The sequence below is a fragment of the Streptomyces sp. NPDC047079 genome (assembly GCF_040643755.1).
Lineage (GTDB): Bacteria > Actinomycetota > Actinomycetes > Streptomycetales > Streptomycetaceae > Streptomyces.
The window spans coordinates 2,132-19,973 of the sequence record NZ_JBEYUZ010000014.1; the positions used below are offsets into that span (position 1 = coordinate 2,132).

General features: G+C 72.5%; 17 protein-coding genes. 5 read left to right on the forward strand and 12 right to left on the reverse strand.

Annotated features, from left to right (window positions below; genetic code table 11):
• Positions 1-182 precede the first annotated feature (182 nt).
• The gene (sthA, locus tag ABZ823_RS19285; RefSeq protein ID WP_361661337.1) at positions 183-1,586 is read left to right on the forward strand and encodes a Si-specific NAD(P)(+) transhydrogenase; all 1,404 of its coding nucleotides are present in this window, start codon (positions 183-185) and stop codon (positions 1,584-1,586) included.
• Between the two features lie 176 nt (positions 1,587-1,762).
• Positions 1,763-2,383 (forward strand): L-threonylcarbamoyladenylate synthase, encoded by a 621-nt coding sequence (locus ABZ823_RS19290; RefSeq protein WP_361661340.1) that lies wholly within the window; start codon positions 1,763-1,765, stop codon positions 2,381-2,383.
• Between the two features lie 47 nt (positions 2,384-2,430).
• Here ABZ823_RS19290 and ABZ823_RS19295 read toward each other — a convergent pair whose 3' ends face one another.
• On the reverse strand, positions 2,431-2,988 hold the full coding sequence (locus ABZ823_RS19295; RefSeq protein ID WP_361661343.1) for a hypothetical protein: 558 nt from the start codon (positions 2,986-2,988) through the stop codon (positions 2,431-2,433).
• A gap of 174 nt (positions 2,989-3,162) precedes the next feature.
• Entirely contained in the window at positions 3,163-4,023 is an 861-nt protein-coding gene (locus ABZ823_RS19300; RefSeq protein ID WP_361661346.1) for a universal stress protein, read from the reverse strand.
• A gap of 490 nt (positions 4,024-4,513) precedes the next feature.
• On the opposite strand from ABZ823_RS19300, the gene ABZ823_RS19305 reads away from it, so the two are divergent.
• Together ABZ823_RS19305 and ABZ823_RS19310 are read left to right on the forward strand one after the other, a co-directional pair.
• On the forward strand, positions 4,514-4,969 hold the full coding sequence (locus tag ABZ823_RS19305; protein ID WP_361661349.1) for a cyclic nucleotide-binding domain-containing protein: 456 nt from the start codon (positions 4,514-4,516) through the stop codon (positions 4,967-4,969).
• A 10-nt stretch (positions 4,970-4,979) separates the two neighbouring features.
• Entirely contained in the window at positions 4,980-5,633 is a 654-nt protein-coding gene (locus tag ABZ823_RS19310; protein WP_361661352.1) for a CBS domain-containing protein, read from the forward strand.
• Between the two features lie 68 nt (positions 5,634-5,701).
• Here the strand turns inward: ABZ823_RS19310 and ABZ823_RS19315 are convergent, their stop codons facing one another.
• The 6 genes from ABZ823_RS19315 to ABZ823_RS19340 all read right to left on the reverse strand — a co-directional run bounded on the left by ABZ823_RS19315 (position 5,702) and on the right by ABZ823_RS19340 (position 11,104).
• Positions 5,702-6,307: a hypothetical protein gene (locus ABZ823_RS19315; protein ID WP_361661355.1), complete on the reverse strand. Its 606-nt coding sequence runs from the start codon at positions 6,305-6,307 to the stop codon at positions 5,702-5,704.
• A gap of 95 nt (positions 6,308-6,402) precedes the next feature.
• Positions 6,403-7,125 carry a CBS domain-containing protein gene (locus ABZ823_RS19320; RefSeq protein ID WP_361661358.1) on the reverse strand — a complete coding sequence of 241 codons (723 nt, stop codon included), beginning with the start codon at positions 7,123-7,125 and terminating at the stop codon, positions 6,403-6,405.
• Between the two features lie 52 nt (positions 7,126-7,177).
• On the reverse strand, positions 7,178-7,852 hold the full coding sequence (locus ABZ823_RS19325) for a pyridoxamine 5'-phosphate oxidase family protein (protein WP_361661361.1): 675 nt from the start codon (positions 7,850-7,852) through the stop codon (positions 7,178-7,180).
• An 18-nt stretch (positions 7,853-7,870) separates the two neighbouring features.
• Complete coding sequence (locus tag ABZ823_RS19330) at positions 7,871-8,938, reverse strand: zinc-dependent alcohol dehydrogenase family protein (protein ID WP_361661364.1); 1,068 nt, start codon at positions 8,936-8,938, stop codon at positions 7,871-7,873.
• 327 nt (positions 8,939-9,265) lie between these two features.
• Positions 9,266-10,171 (reverse strand): universal stress protein, encoded by a 906-nt coding sequence (locus ABZ823_RS19335; RefSeq protein ID WP_361661367.1) that lies wholly within the window; start codon positions 10,169-10,171, stop codon positions 9,266-9,268.
• 24 nt (positions 10,172-10,195) lie between these two features.
• On the reverse strand, positions 10,196-11,104 hold the full coding sequence (locus ABZ823_RS19340) for a universal stress protein (RefSeq protein ID WP_361661370.1): 909 nt from the start codon (positions 11,102-11,104) through the stop codon (positions 10,196-10,198).
• A 490-nt stretch (positions 11,105-11,594) separates the two neighbouring features.
• On the opposite strand from ABZ823_RS19340, the gene ABZ823_RS19345 reads away from it, so the two are divergent.
• Positions 11,595-12,773: an AI-2E family transporter gene (locus ABZ823_RS19345; protein WP_361661373.1), complete on the forward strand. Its 1,179-nt coding sequence runs from the start codon at positions 11,595-11,597 to the stop codon at positions 12,771-12,773.
• A gap of 110 nt (positions 12,774-12,883) precedes the next feature.
• On the opposite strand, the gene ABZ823_RS19350 is transcribed toward ABZ823_RS19345, so the two are convergent.
• The 4 genes from ABZ823_RS19350 to ABZ823_RS19365 all read right to left on the reverse strand — a co-directional run bounded on the left by ABZ823_RS19350 (position 12,884) and on the right by ABZ823_RS19365 (position 17,835).
• The gene (locus tag ABZ823_RS19350) at positions 12,884-15,004 is read right to left on the reverse strand and encodes a chorismate-binding protein (RefSeq protein WP_361661376.1); all 2,121 of its coding nucleotides are present in this window, start codon (positions 15,002-15,004) and stop codon (positions 12,884-12,886) included.
• Positions 15,005-15,333: 329 nt separating this feature from the next.
• The gene (gene hypE / locus ABZ823_RS19355; protein WP_361661378.1) at positions 15,334-16,413 is read right to left on the reverse strand and encodes a hydrogenase expression/formation protein HypE; all 1,080 of its coding nucleotides are present in this window, start codon (positions 16,411-16,413) and stop codon (positions 15,334-15,336) included.
• The gene (gene hypD / locus ABZ823_RS19360) at positions 16,406-17,530 is read right to left on the reverse strand and encodes a hydrogenase formation protein HypD (RefSeq protein WP_361661381.1); all 1,125 of its coding nucleotides are present in this window, start codon (positions 17,528-17,530) and stop codon (positions 16,406-16,408) included. The genes hypE and hypD overlap by 8 nt, the downstream gene beginning before the upstream one ends.
• Positions 17,527-17,835: a HypC/HybG/HupF family hydrogenase formation chaperone gene (locus ABZ823_RS19365; RefSeq protein ID WP_361661383.1), complete on the reverse strand. Its 309-nt coding sequence runs from the start codon at positions 17,833-17,835 to the stop codon at positions 17,527-17,529. Before ABZ823_RS19365 ends, hypD begins: the two co-directional genes overlap by 4 nt.
• Positions 17,836-17,842 lie beyond the last annotated feature (7 nt).

Genomic DNA, 17,842 nt, shown 5'->3' on the forward strand with positions numbered 1-17,842 from the left:
GGCCGCGGCGGGCGCCCGCCCCCCCCCCCCCCCCCGCTCCCGCTCCCCAGCCGGAGTGCCGCGGGCACGGCGCCCTCCGCCGGACAACCACCTCCCTGGAGGGCCAGTTCGGCAGATGTCAGGGCGGTCTGCCGTCAACTCCGCTCTTTCGGCCAGGGGGTCGGTGCTGTCAGACTCCGGACGTGCCCGACTTCGACATGCTCGTCATCGGATCCGGACCGGGTGGTCAGAAGGCCGCCATCGCCGCGGCCAAGCTCGGCCGCCGGGTCGCCGTCATCGATCACCCGGACATGGTCGGCGGGGTCTCCCTCCACACCGGCACCGTCCCCTCCAAGACCCTGCGCGAGGCCGTCCTCTACCTCACCGGTCTCACCCAGCGGGATCTGTACGGGCAGAGCTACCGGCTCAAGGAGGACATCACCGTCGCCGACCTGACCGCGCGCACCCGCCACGTGGTCGGCCGCGAGGTCGACGTCATCCGCAGCCAGCTCTCCCGCAACCATGTCTCCCTCGTCACCGGAACCGGCCGGTTCACCGACCCCCACACCGTCGCCGTACGAGAAGCGACCGGCGAGGAACGGCTGTTGACCGCGGAGCACATCGTCATCGCCACGGGCACCCGGCCCGCCCGGCCCTCGAGCGTCGAATTCGACGGTCGCTCGATCATGGACTCCGACAACGTCCTGGACCTGGAGCGGGTGCCCCGTTCGATGGTCATCGTGGGAGCGGGTGTGATCGGCATGGAGTACGCCTCCATGTTCGCCGCCCTCGGCAGCAAGGTCACCGTGGTCGAGAAGCGCCCCGGGATGCTCGATTTCTGCGACGTCGAGGTGATCGAGTCGCTGAAGTACCACCTGCGGGACCTGGCCGTCACCTTCCGCTTCGGCGAGACCGTCGCGGCGGTCGAACGACACCCCAAGGGCACCCTCACCGTCCTGGAGAGCGGTAAGAAAATCCCCGCCGACGCCGTGATGTACTCGGCCGGGCGCCAGGGCATGACCGACGGACTCGACCTCGGCAAGGCGGGGCTGACCGCCGACGCGCGCGGCCGGATCAAGGTCGACGAGCACTACCGCACCGAGGTGGCGCACATATACGCCGTCGGTGATGTGATCGGCTTCCCGGCGCTCGCCGCCACCTCGATGGAGCAGGGCCGCATAGCGGCGTACCACGCCTGTGGCGAGCCCGTGCACGAGATGACCGGCCTACAGCCGATCGGGATCTACACCATCCCGGAGATCAGCTTCATCGGACGGACGGAGGATCAGCTCACCGAGGACCGTGTGCCGTTCGAGGTCGGCATCTCCCGCTACCGGGAACTGGCCCGCGGGCAGATCATCGGCGACTCGCACGGCATGCTGAAGCTGCTGGTCTCTCCGGAGGACCGCACCCTGCTCGGGGTGCACTGCTTCGGCACCGGGGCCACCGAGCTGATCCACATAGGCCAGTCGGTCATGGGGTGCGGCGGCACGGTCGACTACCTCGTCAACGCCGTCTTCAACTATCCGACACTCGCGGAGTCGTACAAGGTCGCCGCGCTGGATGCGACCAACAAGATCCGGCAGATCGACCGGCTCAAGGACTGACGGCTCGCGGACCGGCGCCTCGCGGACCGGCCGCTGGAGGACCGGCGACTCGCGGGCCGACCTGTGGACCGGCGCAACGGCGGGAGCCGGGTCCGTTGCGCCGCGCGGATGACCTGTGCACCGGCCGATGGGCCCCCGCGTGGACAGCACGGCCCCTTCTGATCGAGACTCGGCGGGTGGCCAGGTACTTCGACGTTCACCCAGACAACCCGCAACCGCGCACGATCGGTCAGGTCGCCGACAGCATCCGCGACGGTGCGCTCGTGGTCTATCCGACGGACTCCTGTTTCGCACTGGGGTGCCGACTGGGCAGTCGCGACGGCATTGACCGTATCCGCTCGATCCGCCATCTCGACGACCGTCATCACTTCACGCTCGTGTGCCGGGACTTCGCTCAGCTCGGTCAGTTCGTGCACGTCGACAAGGACGTGTTCCGTGCGATCAAGGCATCGACGCCGGGCAGCTACACGTTCATCCTCCCGGCGACGCGCGAGGTGCCGCGCAAGCTGCTGCATCCGAAGAAGAAGACGGTCGGCGTCCGGATCCCCGACCACGTGGTGGCACAGGCGCTGCTGGACGAGCTGGGCGAGCCGATCCTGTCCAGCACGCTGCTGCTGCCGGGCGAGGAGGAACCGATGACGCAGGGCTGGGAGATCAAGGAGCGGCTGGACCACGTCGTGGACGCCGTGGTCGACTCGGGCGACTGCGGTACGGAGCCGACGACGGTCATCGACTTCTCCGGCGGCGAGCCCGAGATCGTGCGCAAGGGGGCGGGCGACACGTCGCGGTTCGAGTGAGGGGCGGGCGCACGGCGCCTCGTGGGCCGGGGCGGGCCCGTAGCGGGTCAGCCGGCCAACGGGTCCCCGAGCGCGTCCTCGCGCACAGGGTCGCCGTGCAGTCGGCGCAGCAGGGAGTCCCGGTGCAGTCCGGCGAGCGCGGCCAGCAGGTCCGGGTGGCGCAGCAGCGGAGCCGCGCGGCGGTCCCGCTCGCCGGGATCGGTGAGCCTGCGGAAGTCGAACGCCAGACCGGCCGCGTGGTCGCTGGAGTCCAGCGCGGTGACTGCTTCCCGGGCGAGGGACGGGGTGGCCAGCAGCGTGGCCGCCCAGCTCGCGACGACTTCGTCCACCCAGGTCCGCCAGCCCTCGTCGGTCTCGTCGGTCTCGTCGGCGGCCGCCGCATCGAATCCGGTGACCCACTCCAGGCGGGCGGAGCCGCCCGGCCCGACCAAGGCGACGAGGGCGGCGTCGGCCGCGGTGGGGTAGCGCAGCCAGGCGGCGACCATGACGGCCTGGGACGCCTGGGCCTCGGCCAGGGCGGCGTCCAGGGCTCCGCCGGTGCCCGGGTAGGAGCGCAGCAGCCACTGCGTGGTGGCGGTTATGACAGGGGACAGGTCGGCTGACATCCGCGTCACTCTACCCATCGGGCAAAAGTGGGGAAATGGTGCACATCACATCCGGGTCGGCCATCAGCGCAAAGCGCTGCCGGCGCACCCGCAGCGCGCGTCACCGGCCGAGCCCCGTCCGCTGCGACACGGCCTTGGAGGCATCCGTCCGTGTCATGCGTGCCGCGGCACGGTTCAGGTGTGCTGCGGCACGATCGCGACCGGGCAGTCCGCGTGGTGCAGCAGCGTGTGGCCGACCCGGCCGAGCTGAAGGCCGAAGTGGGCCTTCGCGCGCCGCGCTCCGATGATGACGAGGTCGGCGGCCGCCGAGCGCTTCAGCAGCACCGTGCGGGCCGGTCCCTCGACCGTGTCGGGCCGCACCCGGACGTCCGGGTGGGCGGTGGCCTGCTCGCGCAGCAGGATGTCGATCTGCAGCGACGCACGCTGCTCGTGCAGACGTACCGGCGTGTGGTGCTCGGTGGTCTCATGGGCCGGGCGGCGCCAGGCTCGTACGACGTCGAGGACGCACGCGCGTGCCTCGGCCTCGCGGAAGGCGAACCGCACCGCCTCGGCCGTCGAGTCGGGGTCCCCCGCCCCGAGCAGGATCCGCTCGTGCGCACCGGTCAGACCGGCCCGGTCGCCGCGGACGACGATCACGGGACAGTGCGCCCTCGCGGCCACGGCCAGCCCCACGGAGCCGAGGAGCAGGCCCTTCAGTCCTCCGCGGCCACGGGATCCGGTGATCAGGGCCGTCGCGCTCCGGGCCTCGTGCAGGAGCGCGGACACCGCGTCCTCGGGCAGGACGTCCGCGGAGACCGCCACCGCGGGGTTGCGCCGGCGGGCACACTCGGCCGCCCGGTCGACGACGTCCCCCACCCTCCTTTCGGCGGACCGGTGTTCGGCATCCGACGGTGACCCGCCTTCGTAGCGTTCCCACAAGGACCCGTACACCAGCCGGAGCGGCAGCCCGTGCCGGGCCGCCTCGTCCACGGCCCAGTCGACAGCGATGAGACTGGGCTCCGACCCGTCGACGCCCACGACCAGGGGTAGCTCCATCCTTCCCACCGCCTTCCGCCGGGCTGCGGGGGCACGCAGCACGGGAGCGTCTCCTTTCACCATCGCACCGCGGACGCCTCGGCAGGAGGGCCTGCGGGGTCCGCTTCCGGATGTACGGGCCTGCCGTCCAGCCCTGGCGGTTCCGTCGCTCGCGTGGTGTCCTGAAGGTGACGGGAAGGGCCCGTAAGAGACGCGGAGCAGCGGCCGGCGGCCGCGCACCACGCAATCAGGATCCGCGAGAAGCGGATGGGGTCCTTCCCGCCTCGTCATGGCGTGCCGGTGGAGCCGCCGGGTGGTCCGGACGGCTGGGGGCGGGCCGGGCCGAACGTCCCCCTGCCGGACCGCGCGGCCCGTTGCTCGGTGCGCGGTGCACTGCCACGCTGAAGACAAGGATTTCCCCGGTCTCCCGCAGGGCACGGGAGGAGGGCCGCTGCGCCGCGCGACGACTCGCCGACCGGCCCCGGCGACCGGAACGAAAGGACATGGAGCGATGACCTCTGCCACCACCATGACCGCGGCCCTCCCGGCCGAGCACCGCGAACGGCTGATGCAGATCGCCCGCCAGGTCTCGTTCACGGAGGGAACCCGCCTGTTCGAGGAGGGCCGGCACGCCGACCGGTTCTGGATCGTCCGCACGGGGACCGTGGCGCTGGACCTGCATGTGCCCGGCCGCCGGTCCGCCGTCATCGAGTCGCTCGGCCATGGCGAACTGGTCGGCTGGTCCTGGCACTTCACCCCTCATGTGTGGCAGATGGGCGCCGAGGCCATGACTCCGGTTCGGGCCTACGAGTTCGACGCCGTGACCGTGCGGGCGATGTGCGACGCGGACCCCGAGTTCGGCCGCTCCATCGCCACCTGGGTCGGCCGGGTCCTCGCCCACCGGCTGCACGCGGCCCGCACCCGGCTGCTCGACCTGTACGCACCGTACGGCAGCGGAGACCGCTGAGGAGGACACCGTGACCGGCAGCCCGCACGTGGTGGGCGACGTGATGACCCGCGCCGTCGTCGCCGTCGGCCCTGACGCCCGGCTGAAGGACATCGTCGGTCTCATGGACCGGTGGAGCGTCAGCGCCCTGCCGGTGGTGGAGGGCGGGGGCCGGGTGGTCGGAGTCGTCTCCGAGACCGACCTGCTGCCCAAGGAGGAGGTGCGGGACGGCAGCCCGGAACGGTACGCCGAGTGGCGCCCGTCGTCCGGCCCTGCCGAGGCGGCCGCGGTGACGGCAGGCGAGCTGATGTCCTCGCCGGCGATCACCGTCCGCGCCGGAAGCAGCCTCGCCCAGGCCGCGCGCATCATGGCCCAGCGCGGGGTCAAGCGGCTTCCGGTCGTCGACGACGAGGGCATGCTCGAAGGCGTCGTCAGCCGGGCGGATCTGCTCAAGGTGTTCCTGCGGCCGGACAACGACATCGCCGACGAGGTGCGGCGCGACATCGTCGACATCCTCTTCCCGGCCCCGGTGGAGCCCATCCACGTCATGGTCACCGAGGGCGTCGTCACCCTCACCGGGAAGGTCCGGGACACTCCCCTGATCCCGGTGGCCCTACGCCTGGCCCATACGGTCGAGGGAGTGGTCGACGTGGACTGCCATCTCTCCGGGACCGAGCGGGAGTGACCCGGCCCGCCCCCGTCCGCCCGGCAGCCCGCCCCCGTCCACCGGACCGCGCCGACCGCACGGTCCTGTCACCCGGTCGTCCCGCGCCACCGCGGGCCGACACGCTCCCACTCGCGGTCCCAGGCCTCCATGCGCCCGCGGTCCAGGCGCCCACGCAGCAGCCCTCCGCAGACGAGCACCCCGCCCGCGGCCCCGAGACCCGCCAGCGATCCCACGGCCGCGGCCTGCGCGCCCGCCTGATCCGCGGTGAGGGGCCTGGAGACGAGGCCGCCCGAGCGGTCCGTCCAGACGGTGACCGCGGCGCCCGCCCTCGTGTCGGGCCGCACCTTCACCAGGCCCGTGTGCGGCGAGCCGGAAGCGGTCCAGCGCGCCTGCGCCCACGCTGAGCCGTCGCCGTATTCGGACAGCGCCCGCGGGGTCCGGGCCGCGTCCTGTGTCAGCACGGCCCGGGCCATGTGGGACTCGGCGCGGTGCGCGGCGAGTGTCTGCTCGACGGCCCCCGCCGCCGTCCGGCCCCCGAGCACGCCGGTCAGGAGGACGAACGCCCCGGTGCCGAGGACGAGCCACGCCTCCAGCCGGTCGCTGCGGCGACGCAGCGGGTTGCGCCGCCACCGCCACAGCCACGCGCCCGCCCCCCTCGTGCTCCTCCTCCGGGGACGCCCTGTCGCTGCCATCGGCCGTCACCTTCTTGCGCGTTCCGCGAGAGCGGCGGTCTGCGCTAGCCCGGGGACAAGGCGCCGCGTCGGGGCACATCGCGCGAGCGGGTGCGTCATGTGACGCTGCCGGCGCCCCAGGCCCCGGGGACGACGTCCTCTCGGGGCAGGTCGGGATCGAGGTCCGGGCGGCGGGGGGGACCCGCGAGCGCGCAGTCCACGTCCACCACACCCTCGACGCCCCGCACCAGGCGGGTCACCACCGGCACCAGCATGGTGTCCGGAATGCGCCCGGTAAGTCTCACGACCCCGTCACGCACCTCCACACGGACGGGTTCCGAGGGGGCCGGGAACAGGTGGGCGACGATCTCGTCGCGGACTTCCTCGGCGATGTCGTCGTCCTCCCGAAGGAACACCTTGAGCAGGTCGGACCGGCTTACGATGCCGAGCAGCGCGCCGTCGTCGCTGACGACCGGCAGCCGTTTGACGCCGGCCCGGGCCATGGTCCGGGCGGCCTGGCCGAGTGTCGCGGTGGCTGCGACGGTGACGGCCGGGGCGGTCATCAGCTCCTCGGCGGTCACCGCCCCTGCCTTGACCAAGTCGGACAGGCGCTCCAGGCGGGCGTGCCGGTCGTGATCGCTGTCGCGGTACTCGTCCTTGCGCAGCAGGTCCGCCTCGGAGACGACGCCGACGACCCTGTTCTCCTCCTCCACCACGGGCAGCGCGCTGACCTTCCACTGCCGGATGGCCTTGACGATGTCCTTGAACGTCGCCGCCCGGCCCAGTGCGACGACCCTGCGGGTCATGACGTCGCTGACGAGGCACGGGGTGCCGTGCATGGTGTCCTCCGGTGGTGTGGGGGCGGGGACAGGGTGACGAGAGGCGCCCGGGTCATACGGCGATGCGGCGCCCGGTGAGGCTGAGCGTCTCGATACGGATCCACAGGTCCCGCTGCCCGCCCGCCCACGGCTCGCTGTACGCGTGGTCCTCGAGCCGTCGTACGGAGTCGGGATCCGTCACCGTGCTGGCGTGCCCACGTACCAGTACGCTCCAGCCCTGGCTGAACGCGGCGTCGATGCGGTCGACTTCGAAGGCCACCTGGGTTCCCGACGCCTGGGACGGCACGGTGCCCGGGGCGGCCCTGAAGACGACCGCGCCGTCGACGACGGTGTAGTTCACGGGAACGATCTCCGGCCCCGAGACGGTGGGCACCGCCAGGCGTCCCACGCCGTGGGACAAGAGCATGTCTCGGCACTCCTGGATGGTCATCTCGGTGAACTCCGGATGCCTTCCGCACTGTCCCAGGCCGGGCGGCAGCTCGACGTCGCCGCCGGTGAGCTCGAGCACCGTGGTCTCGAGCGCTCCGGCCAGCCTGAGCAGAGTGCTCACGCCCGGTGCGGCGGTGGGCTGCTCCTCCAGGTACTGAAGATAACTGGGAGCCATGCCCGCCCGGGCGGCCGCCTCGTCCCGGGACAGGCCGAGTTCCTCTCGCCGCAGGGCGAGCCTGCGCCCGAGGGCGCCCGCGGGATGGCCTTCCGTCGTGCTCGACGTTCCCTGTACGGCCATGGCCCGTCACTCCCTTTCTCACGCCGCCGGGACGGCGACGACTTCGTGCTGCTGCCCGCCGAGCACCACCTTGAGTGCGCCCGTGTCGGCGCCCCGGCCGAAGACGTCGTAGGCCTCCTCCATCCGGTCCAGCGGGAAGGTGTGTGTGACCAGGTACGAGGTGGGCAGCCGGCCGGCGGCCGCCATCCGCAGCAGCGTGGGCGTGGAGTAGGTGTCGACGAGACCGGTGGTGAGGGTGATGTCCTTGCTCCAGAGCTCCTCCAGATGCAGGGTCACGGGCTTGCCGTGGACACCGACGTTGGCCACGTGTCCGCCGGGGCGCACCATGCGCGTGCACAGCTCGAAGCTCTCCGGCGCCCCGACCGCCTCGATGACCACGTCGGCGCCCAGGCCGTCGGTGAGGTCCGATATCAGCTCCTGGGCCTGCCCGCTGTCTGCCAGGGCGTCGGCACCCAGCTGTTTCGCGGCGTCCAGCCGGGTGGCGGCCGGATCCACGGCGACGATGCGTTCGGGGGCGAACAGCCGGGCCGTGGCGATCGCCGCGAGTCCGATGGGCCCGGCACCGACGACGGCGACGGTGTCCCCGGGGCGTACGTGCCCGTTGAGCACGCCCACCTCGTACGCGGTGGGGAAGATGTCCGCGAGGAGTACGGCGTCCTTGCTGTCCACGGTGCCGGGCAGCGCGTGGAGGGACAGGTCGGCGTAGGGGACCCGGACGTATTCGGCCTGGGTGCCGTCGATCAGATGGCCGAGGACCCAGCCCCCACCGCCGCGGCACTGGCCGTACGTCCTCTCCCAGCAGTAGCCGCATCGCCCGCAGGCGGTGATGCAGGAGACCAGGACGCGGTCGCCGGGCCGTACGGTGTGCACATCTCCGGCGGTCTCGACGATCTCGCCCACCGCCTCGTGGCCCAGCACCGTGCCGGGGCGGGTCTCGGGTACGTCGCCCTTGAGGATGTGCAGGTCCGTTCCGCAGATGGTGACGGTGTCGACGCGCACGATCGCGTCGGTGGGGTCCTTGATGCCGGGATCCGGGACCTCCTCCCAGGCGGCCTGTCCGGTGCCGTGGAAGACGAAGCCCTTCATGGTGGTCCTTCCTTCCTCCCCCCGGGCCGTCCGCGATCCGGGGACTCGGCGGAAGCTGTGGGGCCGGACACCGACAGGATGCCACACATGCCCTCTTTATCCAGCTTGTCCGATTCTCTCGGGATCCGCTCGGGGCCCGCCCTCCCAGATCACGCGGGCCTCGGCGCCGTCGTCGATCCCACGAACTGCGCGCCCTGGACGCCCACTGGCGGGCCGGCAACGGTCTCGCCGCAGGGCCAGATTCATCTGATGGCCAACCCGCAACTGACCGAGGCCCTCAGGATGTGCGTGGCCGGGGCGCGGACTGCGGACGCCGCCTGGGGCATGTCATTCGTGTGCGACGACGGCGACGGGTGCGGTGGCGTGACGCAGGACGGCGTGGGTGACGGAGCCGATACGGGCGCCGAGCGGGTTACGGCGGATCCGCCGGCCCACCAACACCAGCGACGCCTCCCGCGAGGCGTCGACCAGCAGAGGGGCGGCCGGGCCCGTACGGGAGCGCTCGACCACCTCGACCGCGGGGTACTTCTGCCGCCACACACCCAGTACCTCACTCAGCTCCAGGGCCTGCTCCCGCGCGTACTCGCCGCTCGGGTCGTTGCCGGCGACCGCGTCCGCGCCGGAGCCGAAAGGCGGGTTCCAGCCGTGCACGACGTACAGTGCGGCGGATCGGCGCGCGGCCTCCTCGAAGGCGAACCCGATCAGCGACGCGCCCGGGCGGCGGGTGTCGAGCCCCAGCACCACGGGACGGAACGGGGCGGCCGCGGACGGGATGCCCACGGGATCCATCTCGTGCTCGTCGGCCGCCTGCTCCCCGGCGCGGACCAGGATCACCGGCCGTACGGCGCGAGCCACGACGGCCAGCGACACCGAGCCGACCAGGAATCCGCCGACTCCGCCCAGCGCACGCGAACCCAGCGCGAGCAGCTCGGCGTCCTCGGCCGCTTCCAGCAGCACCTCGGCAGGCCGTCCGACCAGGTGCTCGGCGGTCACCTCGACTCCGGGGTGCCGCAGCCGAAGGCCTTCGGCAGCCTCGCGGGGGATCCTCTCGGTCCAGTGCTGCTGTGTCTCGATGCCGAGGAGCGGTGCCCGCATCAGGGGGTCGGGTACCGGTTCCCAGACGTGGACCAGCGTGAGCGGCAGGCCGCGCAACTTCGCCTCCCGGGCCGCCCACTCGGCGGCGGCCCGGCTCTCGGACGAACCGTCGAGGCCTGCGGTGACGGGGCGGGGCACGATCTACACCTCCCTGAATCCCGGTCAGGCGTGCGGGACGACGGCGACCGGGCAGCGGGCGTGGTGGAGCAGCGCGTGGGTGACCGCACCTATGTGCGAACCCAGACGGGCCTTCTGTGTCCGGCGCCCCACGACAAGGAGGGAGGCACGCGCGGAGGCCTGGACCAGTTCGGTGGCTGCCCGCCCCTCGGCGACGGTCTCGGTCACAGGGACCCGGGGATACTTCTCGCACCAGGGGCGCAGCGCCGCCACCAGGATGTGTTCCCGCTCGGCTCGCGGTTCCCCGGCGTCGGCCGTGTCCAGCCGGCCTTGGGCGGCGTGGTCCGGGGCCGCGCCGATGGCGTGGATCACGCGCAGCCCGGTGCCACGGCGGCGTGCCGACTCGAAGGCGAACCCGAGCAGGTCGTCAAAGGGGTGCTCGGTGTCCAGTCCGAGGAGGACGTCGCGGTAGGGGGTCTCCGGGATCTCGTCGGGCGAGACGCCGTCCAGGGCGGGCAGGTGCTCGTCCGCGAAGGTGTCGCCGGCGCGGACGAGCACCACGGGGCGCGGTGACCGGGCGAGGACACGCTGGGACACGGACCCGAGCGCGAACCCCGCGATGCGGCCGAGGCCCCGGGATCCGAGCACCAGCACCTCCGCCTCCTCGGCGGCCGCGAGCAGGGCGGTGACCGGGGAGTCGTACAGCAACACGTCCTCCACACGCAGCCCCGGGTGTGCGGCACGCACGCTGGCTACCGACCGTCGAAGGGCACGCTCCGCGACACGGCGCCGCGTGGTGTCCGCGGGCACGGAGAGAACCTGCCCCGGCTGCCCGGTCCACACGTGCACGAGGCGCAGCCCCGCGCCACGGCGCAGGGCCTCCCGAGCGGCCCAGTGGGCGGCCGCGAGGCTCTCGGCCGTTCCGTCGACTCCCGCGGTGACATGCTGAGCCATGGTGCGCACCTCCAGCGCATGGCCTGGACCGGCCCGAGGGCCGGGCCGGGGGCCGGATGGTCCATGACCGGGGCGGGAGCGCGGGCCCGCACCGAAGAGCGTCGGCTTCTCTGCCACCGGGAGCACTCCCCCGAGGACCAGCATGCGCCGCGCGCCGCGTACCGACCACCGGGACAGGCCGATGTGACGGCTCGCCGGTACAGCCGGGCCGGAGCTCTACCTGCCGGAGCTCTACCTGCCGGAGAGGACGGTCAGGAACCGCATCTCCCGGCTGCCGGACGAGCTCGGCGTGCAGCGCCGGATGCAGGCCCTGGTCCTCGCCTCCCGGCTCGCGACACCGGAGTCCGGGGTGACCCCCTGGCCAGAATGGCCGGAAACCGGCCGCACCCAGGGGGCGCCACCGTGGACCGGGCGCGTTGCACCCCGAGGCGTGGCCGTTTTGCACTTAATGTGCTCTACGGGTAGTCACCATCAGGACGCAGGAGGTGTGGTGGCGCATACGGGCGGCCCGGCGGACAAGCCGGGGCGAGGGCGCGGGGCGCGTGGCGTCGTGCTGGGCAGCCGACCCTCGCACACCGTACGCGCCCCCCGGCGCGCCCCGGCCGCCCCCGCCGCTGCGGCCGAACGCACGGTGCCCTGGCTGCGCGTCGCCGCCGCCTACGCCTGGCGCCTGATCCTGGTCGGGGTCGTCGTGTACGGCGTCTTCACCATCCTGGGACGCTTCCAGCTCATCGCCGTGTCCCTGTTTCTCGCGCTCGTCATCACCTCCGTCCTGCGTCCCGTCGCCGACCTGCTGAACCGGTGGATCCCGCGGGGGCTGACCGTCGCCGTCGTCCTCGTCGGCAGCATTCTCGTCCTCTTCACCGTCCTCGCCCTGGTGGGCAACGCGGTGGCGGGCGAGTCGGCGAAGCTGGTCGACGAGTTCCACGGCGGCATCCGGGAGATCCAGCGGTGGCTCGAACGCCCCCCGTTCCGGCTCAGCCCGCGCAAGCTCTCAGGTCTCCAGCAGCAGATCGCCTCCTATGTGTCCTCCCACCAGGCGAAACTGATCAACAGCGCCGTCAGCGGCCTCGGCAGGATCGTCGAACTGGTCACGGGAGCTGCGCTCGCACTCTTCTCCTCGGTGTTCTTCCTGCACTCCGGCGAGCGCCTGTGGCGCTGGACGCGAGACCAGTTGATGCCCCGGAACGCGCGAGAGGCGTGGGACCGGGCGGGGCACACGGCCTGGCGGACGTTCGCCGGGTACACCCGGGGCATCATCATCGTCGCCGCCACCAACGCCGTACTGGTGGGCATCGCCCTGGTGGTGCTGCGCGTGCCGCTGGCGCTGCCGCTCACCCTGCTGGAGTTCGTCGCCACGTTCGTGCCGCTGGTCGGCTCACCCATCGCGCTCGCCGTGGCCACGGTGGTCGCCCTCGCCGGCCGCGGTCCGCTCACGGCCGCGGCCGTGCTCCTGCTCATCGTCGTCATCGGCCAGATCGAGGGGCATGTGCTGCACCCTCTCGTGATGAGCTGGGCCGTCCGTCTGCATCCGCTCGTTGTCGCCGTGTCCGTCCTCGGGGGCAGCATCGTCGCGGGCGTGATCGGGGCCGTCGTGGCCGTCCCCTTCATCTCCGTCGTCTGGGCGGTGACGCAGGCGCTGCGCCGCCCCGCACGGGGCGGCGGCTGAGAGTCGCGTCGGGGCCGGTCACCACGCTCCCCACCGGACCCGGTGGCGGCGGAGCTCCCCGGTCGCGGTACGAGGCAGCGACGGCACCGAACTGACACCCGTGGCGGTGGTCATCGGGCCGCCTCCTCCTCGGCGGCCGGCGCGGCGGTGTGCGCGCGGTAGGCGCGCATCGAGGCGGCGGTCTTCAGCAGCATCTCCTCGTACTCGGCGGCCGGATCGGAGTCGAGGACGATCGCGCCGCCGGCACCCAGGTGCATCAGGCCGCCGGCCAGGACGGCGGTGCGGACGACGACGCCGAGGTCGGCGGCCCCGCTACAGCCGAGGTAGCCGAGGGCCCCGGAGTAGACGCCCCGGGCCTCGGTCTCCAGCGCGCCGATGATCTCCATGGTGCGCAGCTTCGGTGCGCCGGTCACCGAGCCGCCGGGGAAGCAGGCGCGTACGCAGTCCACGGCGTCCGTGCCCTCCCGCAGCCGGCCCTCGACGGTGGAGACCAGCTGGTGCACGGTCGCGTGGGTCTCCGTGGCCATGAGCCGGGCGACCCGTACCGTGCCGGTCTCGCAGACCCGGCCCAGGTCGTTGCGGAGCAGGTCGACGATGATCAGGTTCTCGGCGCGGGTCTTGTCGTCCACGGCCAGCGAGTGCCGCAGCCGTGCGTCCTGCGCCGGGTTCTCACCGCGCGGTGCGGTGCCCTTGACGGGGCTGGCCTGGGCGATGCCGTCCCGGGTGATCCGCAGGAAGCGTTCGGGGGACGCGCAGGCCACGTCGAGGTCCCCGAACCTCAGGAAGGCCGCGTACGGGGCCGGGTCGACGCGGCGCAGCACCCGGTAGAAGCCGGGGACGTCGTCAGGTGCGGGCAGCCGGGCGGCGTTGGTCAGGCAGATCTCGTAGCTGGTGCCGGCCTGGAGCGCACGTCGGCAGGCCTCGATGTCCGCGAGATAGGTCGTACGGTCGCGCACCAGCCAGGGTTCGGCCGCGCCCGGCTCGGGTTCGTCGGGGGCGAAGTCGGCGGCCGGCTCTCCGGAGGAGACGAAGGTGAGCTGGGCTGTCGCGCTGTCGAGCCAGTCGGCGGCCTCCCGGCTGGCACCCGGGGTGTCCTCCGCCACGCACACCGCGTAGGTGGCTCCCTCCTCGTGGTCCACGGCGATCAGCCGGTCCGCGAACAGCCAGCAGGCGTCGGGGGTTTCGGCCCGGTGCCGGTTCGGCGAGCCGCAGTCGGCCTTGGTCTCGTAGCCGAAGTAGCCGACGTAGCCACCGGTGAAGTCGAAGGGAAGGCCGGTGGCGTCGACGTGACGGGTCGCCAACTGCCGTTGGAGATAGTCGAAGACGTTCGCGCGGACCCGGCGCACCGGCCGTCCGGGCCGCTCGATCTCGCAGACGCCGTCGTCGGCGTCATAGCGCACGAACTCGGCGAGCGGGCCGGTGCCGTCCCCGAAGAAGGAGAAGCGGGCGAGGCCGGGCTCGACGCGTGAGCTGTCCAGCCAGAAGGCCCGGGGGGAACCGGCGCACATCCGGGCGAAGGCCGCCTCGGCGTCGACGGCCGTGGCGAGTCGGCGGTAGTGCAGCCGGTGGGCGGGACGCACGGCGCGACGGGGGCGGGGGACGGTGGCCGCGGACGGGGGGCTCGTGGTGTTCTTCCTACGGGGCCCGCGGGCACGCTCGGCGGTCAGATCGCGGAAGTTGACGAGCATGCGGTGGCCGTAGTCGGTGAGCACCGACTCGGGGTGGAACTGCACGCCCCACAGGGGCCGGGTGCGGTGCCTGAGGCCCATCACGACCCCGTCCTCGGCCCAGGCGGTGGCCTCGAGGGTCTCGGGCAGCGGCTCGGCGACGGACAGCGAGTGGTAGCGCACCGCGGTGAAGTTCTGCGGCAGTCCCTGGAAGAGGTCCCGGCCGTCGTGCCGGACCGTGGACAGGTACCCGTGCCGGGGCCGCGGCGCGGGCATGACGCTGCCCCGCTCCCCCACCGCGATGCCCTGATGGCCGAGACAGACCCCGAGCACGGGTATCGCGGACAGGGCGATCACTCTCGCGGCTATGCCGAAGTCCCGTGGCTCGGCCGGATGTCCGGGCCCGGGCGACACCACCACGTTGTCGAATTCCGCCAGGTCCGCCAGGGCGGCGGCGGGGGCGTCATTGAGGACGACCACCGGTTCCTCGCCGTTGACCTCGGCGATCAGCTGGAACAGGTTGTACGTGTAGGAGTCGTAGTTGTCGATGAGCAGGGTCTTCACCCGCCCACCTCCCTCGTGTCGTTCTCGGGCCTGCCCGGGGGCCGCCGCGCGCTCGTCCACTGCACGGCCCGCTCCCCAGGTGGACGTCCGCCTCGCGGCCCGGCACCGCCCGATGAGCGACGGCGGCGGTAACGGGATCGCTGAGGTCACACCGTCGAGTACGCAGGGACGGCGGACCACGTTCAAACCCCCGGGCTCCCCCGCCCCCCAGAGCCCCGGCGCGGCGGCCGACTCCTCCGTGTCCGCCTCCGGGGGGCGGCTCCCCGTCGCCGCGTACTTCAGGGTGCGGTGCGCGGCCGGGCGCCGGAGGGCGCCCGGGCCGTGCGGACTCAGCAGATCCTCGGCAGTTGCTCCCCGATCGGCAGGTCGACCACCCGGGTGCCGCCGAGGCCGGTGCGGGCCACCACCATGCCCGGGTGGTCCGCCACCGTCTCGCCGACGATCCTGGCCTCCGCGCCGAGCGGATGCGCCCGCATCGCGTCCAGTACGGCGTCGGCATGGCGGCGCGGTACGAACGCCACGAGCTTGCCCTCGTTGGCCACGTACATCGGGTCCAGGCCGAGGACGGCGCAGGCGTTGGCGACGGCCGGCGGGACGGGCAGCTCGCGTTCGGTGATGACGACACCGGTGCCGGAGGCGGTCGCGATCTCGTTCAGTGCGGCCCCCAGCCCTCCCCGGGTGGGATCCCGCAGCACGTGCAGGTCCGGGGTGACGGCGAGCATGGCGTCGACCAGGGGGCCGAGGGCCGCGCAGTCGCTCTCGATCTCCACGCCGAACTCCAGGCCCTCGCGGACGCTCATGATCGCCACCCCGTGGACACCGATCGGACCGCTGACGATCACGACGTCGCCGGGGACGACCCGCTGCGGCCGCAGGTCGACGCCTGCCGGGATCAGTCCGATGCCGGCCGTGTTGATGAAGATGCCGTCGCCGTGGCCGGCCTCCACCACCTTGGTGTCGCCCGTCGCCACCTCGACCCCGGCGGCCCGTGCCGCCGCGCCGAGCGCCTCGGCGACCCGGGCGACCGTCTCCAGTTCGACGCCCTCCTCCAGGATGAAACCGCAGGAGAGGTACGACGCCCGGGCGCCGCTCATGGCGAGGTCGTTGACGGTGCCGTTGACCGCGAGGTCGCCGATGCTGCCGCCGGGGAAGAACAGCGGCCGCACCACGAAGGAGTCGGTGGAGAACGCCAGGCGCAGCCCGCCCAGCGACAGCGCGGCGGCATCGCCGAGTTGCGCCAGCGCGTCTCCTCCGTAGGCGGGCGCGAAGACGTCCCGGACCAGCTCCGCGGAGAGCGCGCCGCCCCCGCCGTGGCCCATGACGACGCGGGACTGGTCGCGCAGCGGAGCGGGACAGGTCCAGGCCGCCGGGTCCACGGACGGCATGCGCAGATCGGTGGTGTCAGACAACGGGGGTCGCCTCCCGGGCCGCGGGGGTGATGTCCAGGCGCCGGTAGAGGTAGTACGCGGCGCAGGCGCCCTCGCTGGAGACCATCGTGGCTCCGAGCGGGGTGCGCGGGGTGCACAGGGTCCCGAACGCCTCGCACTCGTGCGGTTTGATCAGGCCCTGAAGGACCTCGCCGCTGCGGCACTCGGCGGGTTCGCGGGTCCGGATGCCCTCGACCGAGAAGCGGTGCTCGGCGTCGTAGTCGCGGTATTTCGGGGAGAGCCGCCAGCCGCTGCCGGGGATCACGCCGATGCCGCGCCAGGCGCGGTCGGTGACCTCGAAGACGTCCTCCAGCATGGCCTTGGCGGCCGGGTTGCCCTCGGCGCGGACGGCACGCGGGTAGGCGTTGTCGACGGTGTGTTCGCCGCGTTCCAGCTGGGCCACGGTCCGCCGCACCCCCTCGAGGATGTCCAGGGGCTCGAACCCGGTGACCACGATCGGGACGCGGAAGCGCTCCGCCAGTTCGGGGTACTCGTCCACGCCCATCACACTGCACACGTGCCCCGCGGCCAGGAAGCCCTGGACGCGGCAGCTCGGGGAGCCCATGATCGCCTCGATCGCGGGGGGCACCCGCACATGGGACACGAGCATGCTGAAGTTCCGGATGCCGAGCCTGCGGGCCTGGTGGACCGTCATCGCGTTGGGGGGCGCGGTGGTCTCGAAGCCGATACCGAAGAACACCACCTCCCGGTCCGGGTTCTGCTGGGCGATCCGCAGTGCGTCGAGCGGGGAGTAGACGACCCGGACGTCCCCGCCCGCGCCCCGCACCTGGAACAGGTCGCGCCCGGTGCCGGGCACGCGGAGCATGTCGCCGAAGGAACAGAAGACCACCCCGGGGCGGGAGGCGATCTCCAGTGCCTTGTCGATGACCTCCAGCGGGGTCACGCACACGGGACAGCCCGGACCGTGGATCAGTTCCACCTCCTCGGGCAGCAGTTGGTCGATGCCGTGCCGGATGATCGAGTGCGTCTGGCCCCCGCAGACCTCCATCAGCGCCCAGGGCCTGGTCACCGTGGCCTGGATCTCGTCGAGGAGCCGGCCTGCCAGCTCCGGGTCCTGGAATTCGTCGATGTACTTCACTGACGGGTCTCCTCGCGCCCGGGCGGGAGCGTTCCGTTCGCCTCCGCCGCCATTTCCCAGGGGTCGCCGAACTCCTCTTGCAGCATGCCGAGGGTTTCGAACAGTTCGAGCGTCTGCTTGGCCGACTCCTCGTCGAGGCGCTGGAGGGCGAAGCCGACGTGGACGATGGCGTACTCGCCGACCTGGATGTCGGGCAGGTACTCCAGGCACACCTCCTTGACGACACCGCCGAAGTCGACGGTGGCCATCCGGGTGCCGTCACGTTCCTCGATCTCCAGCACTCTGCCGGGTACCGCCAGGCACATGGGCCTC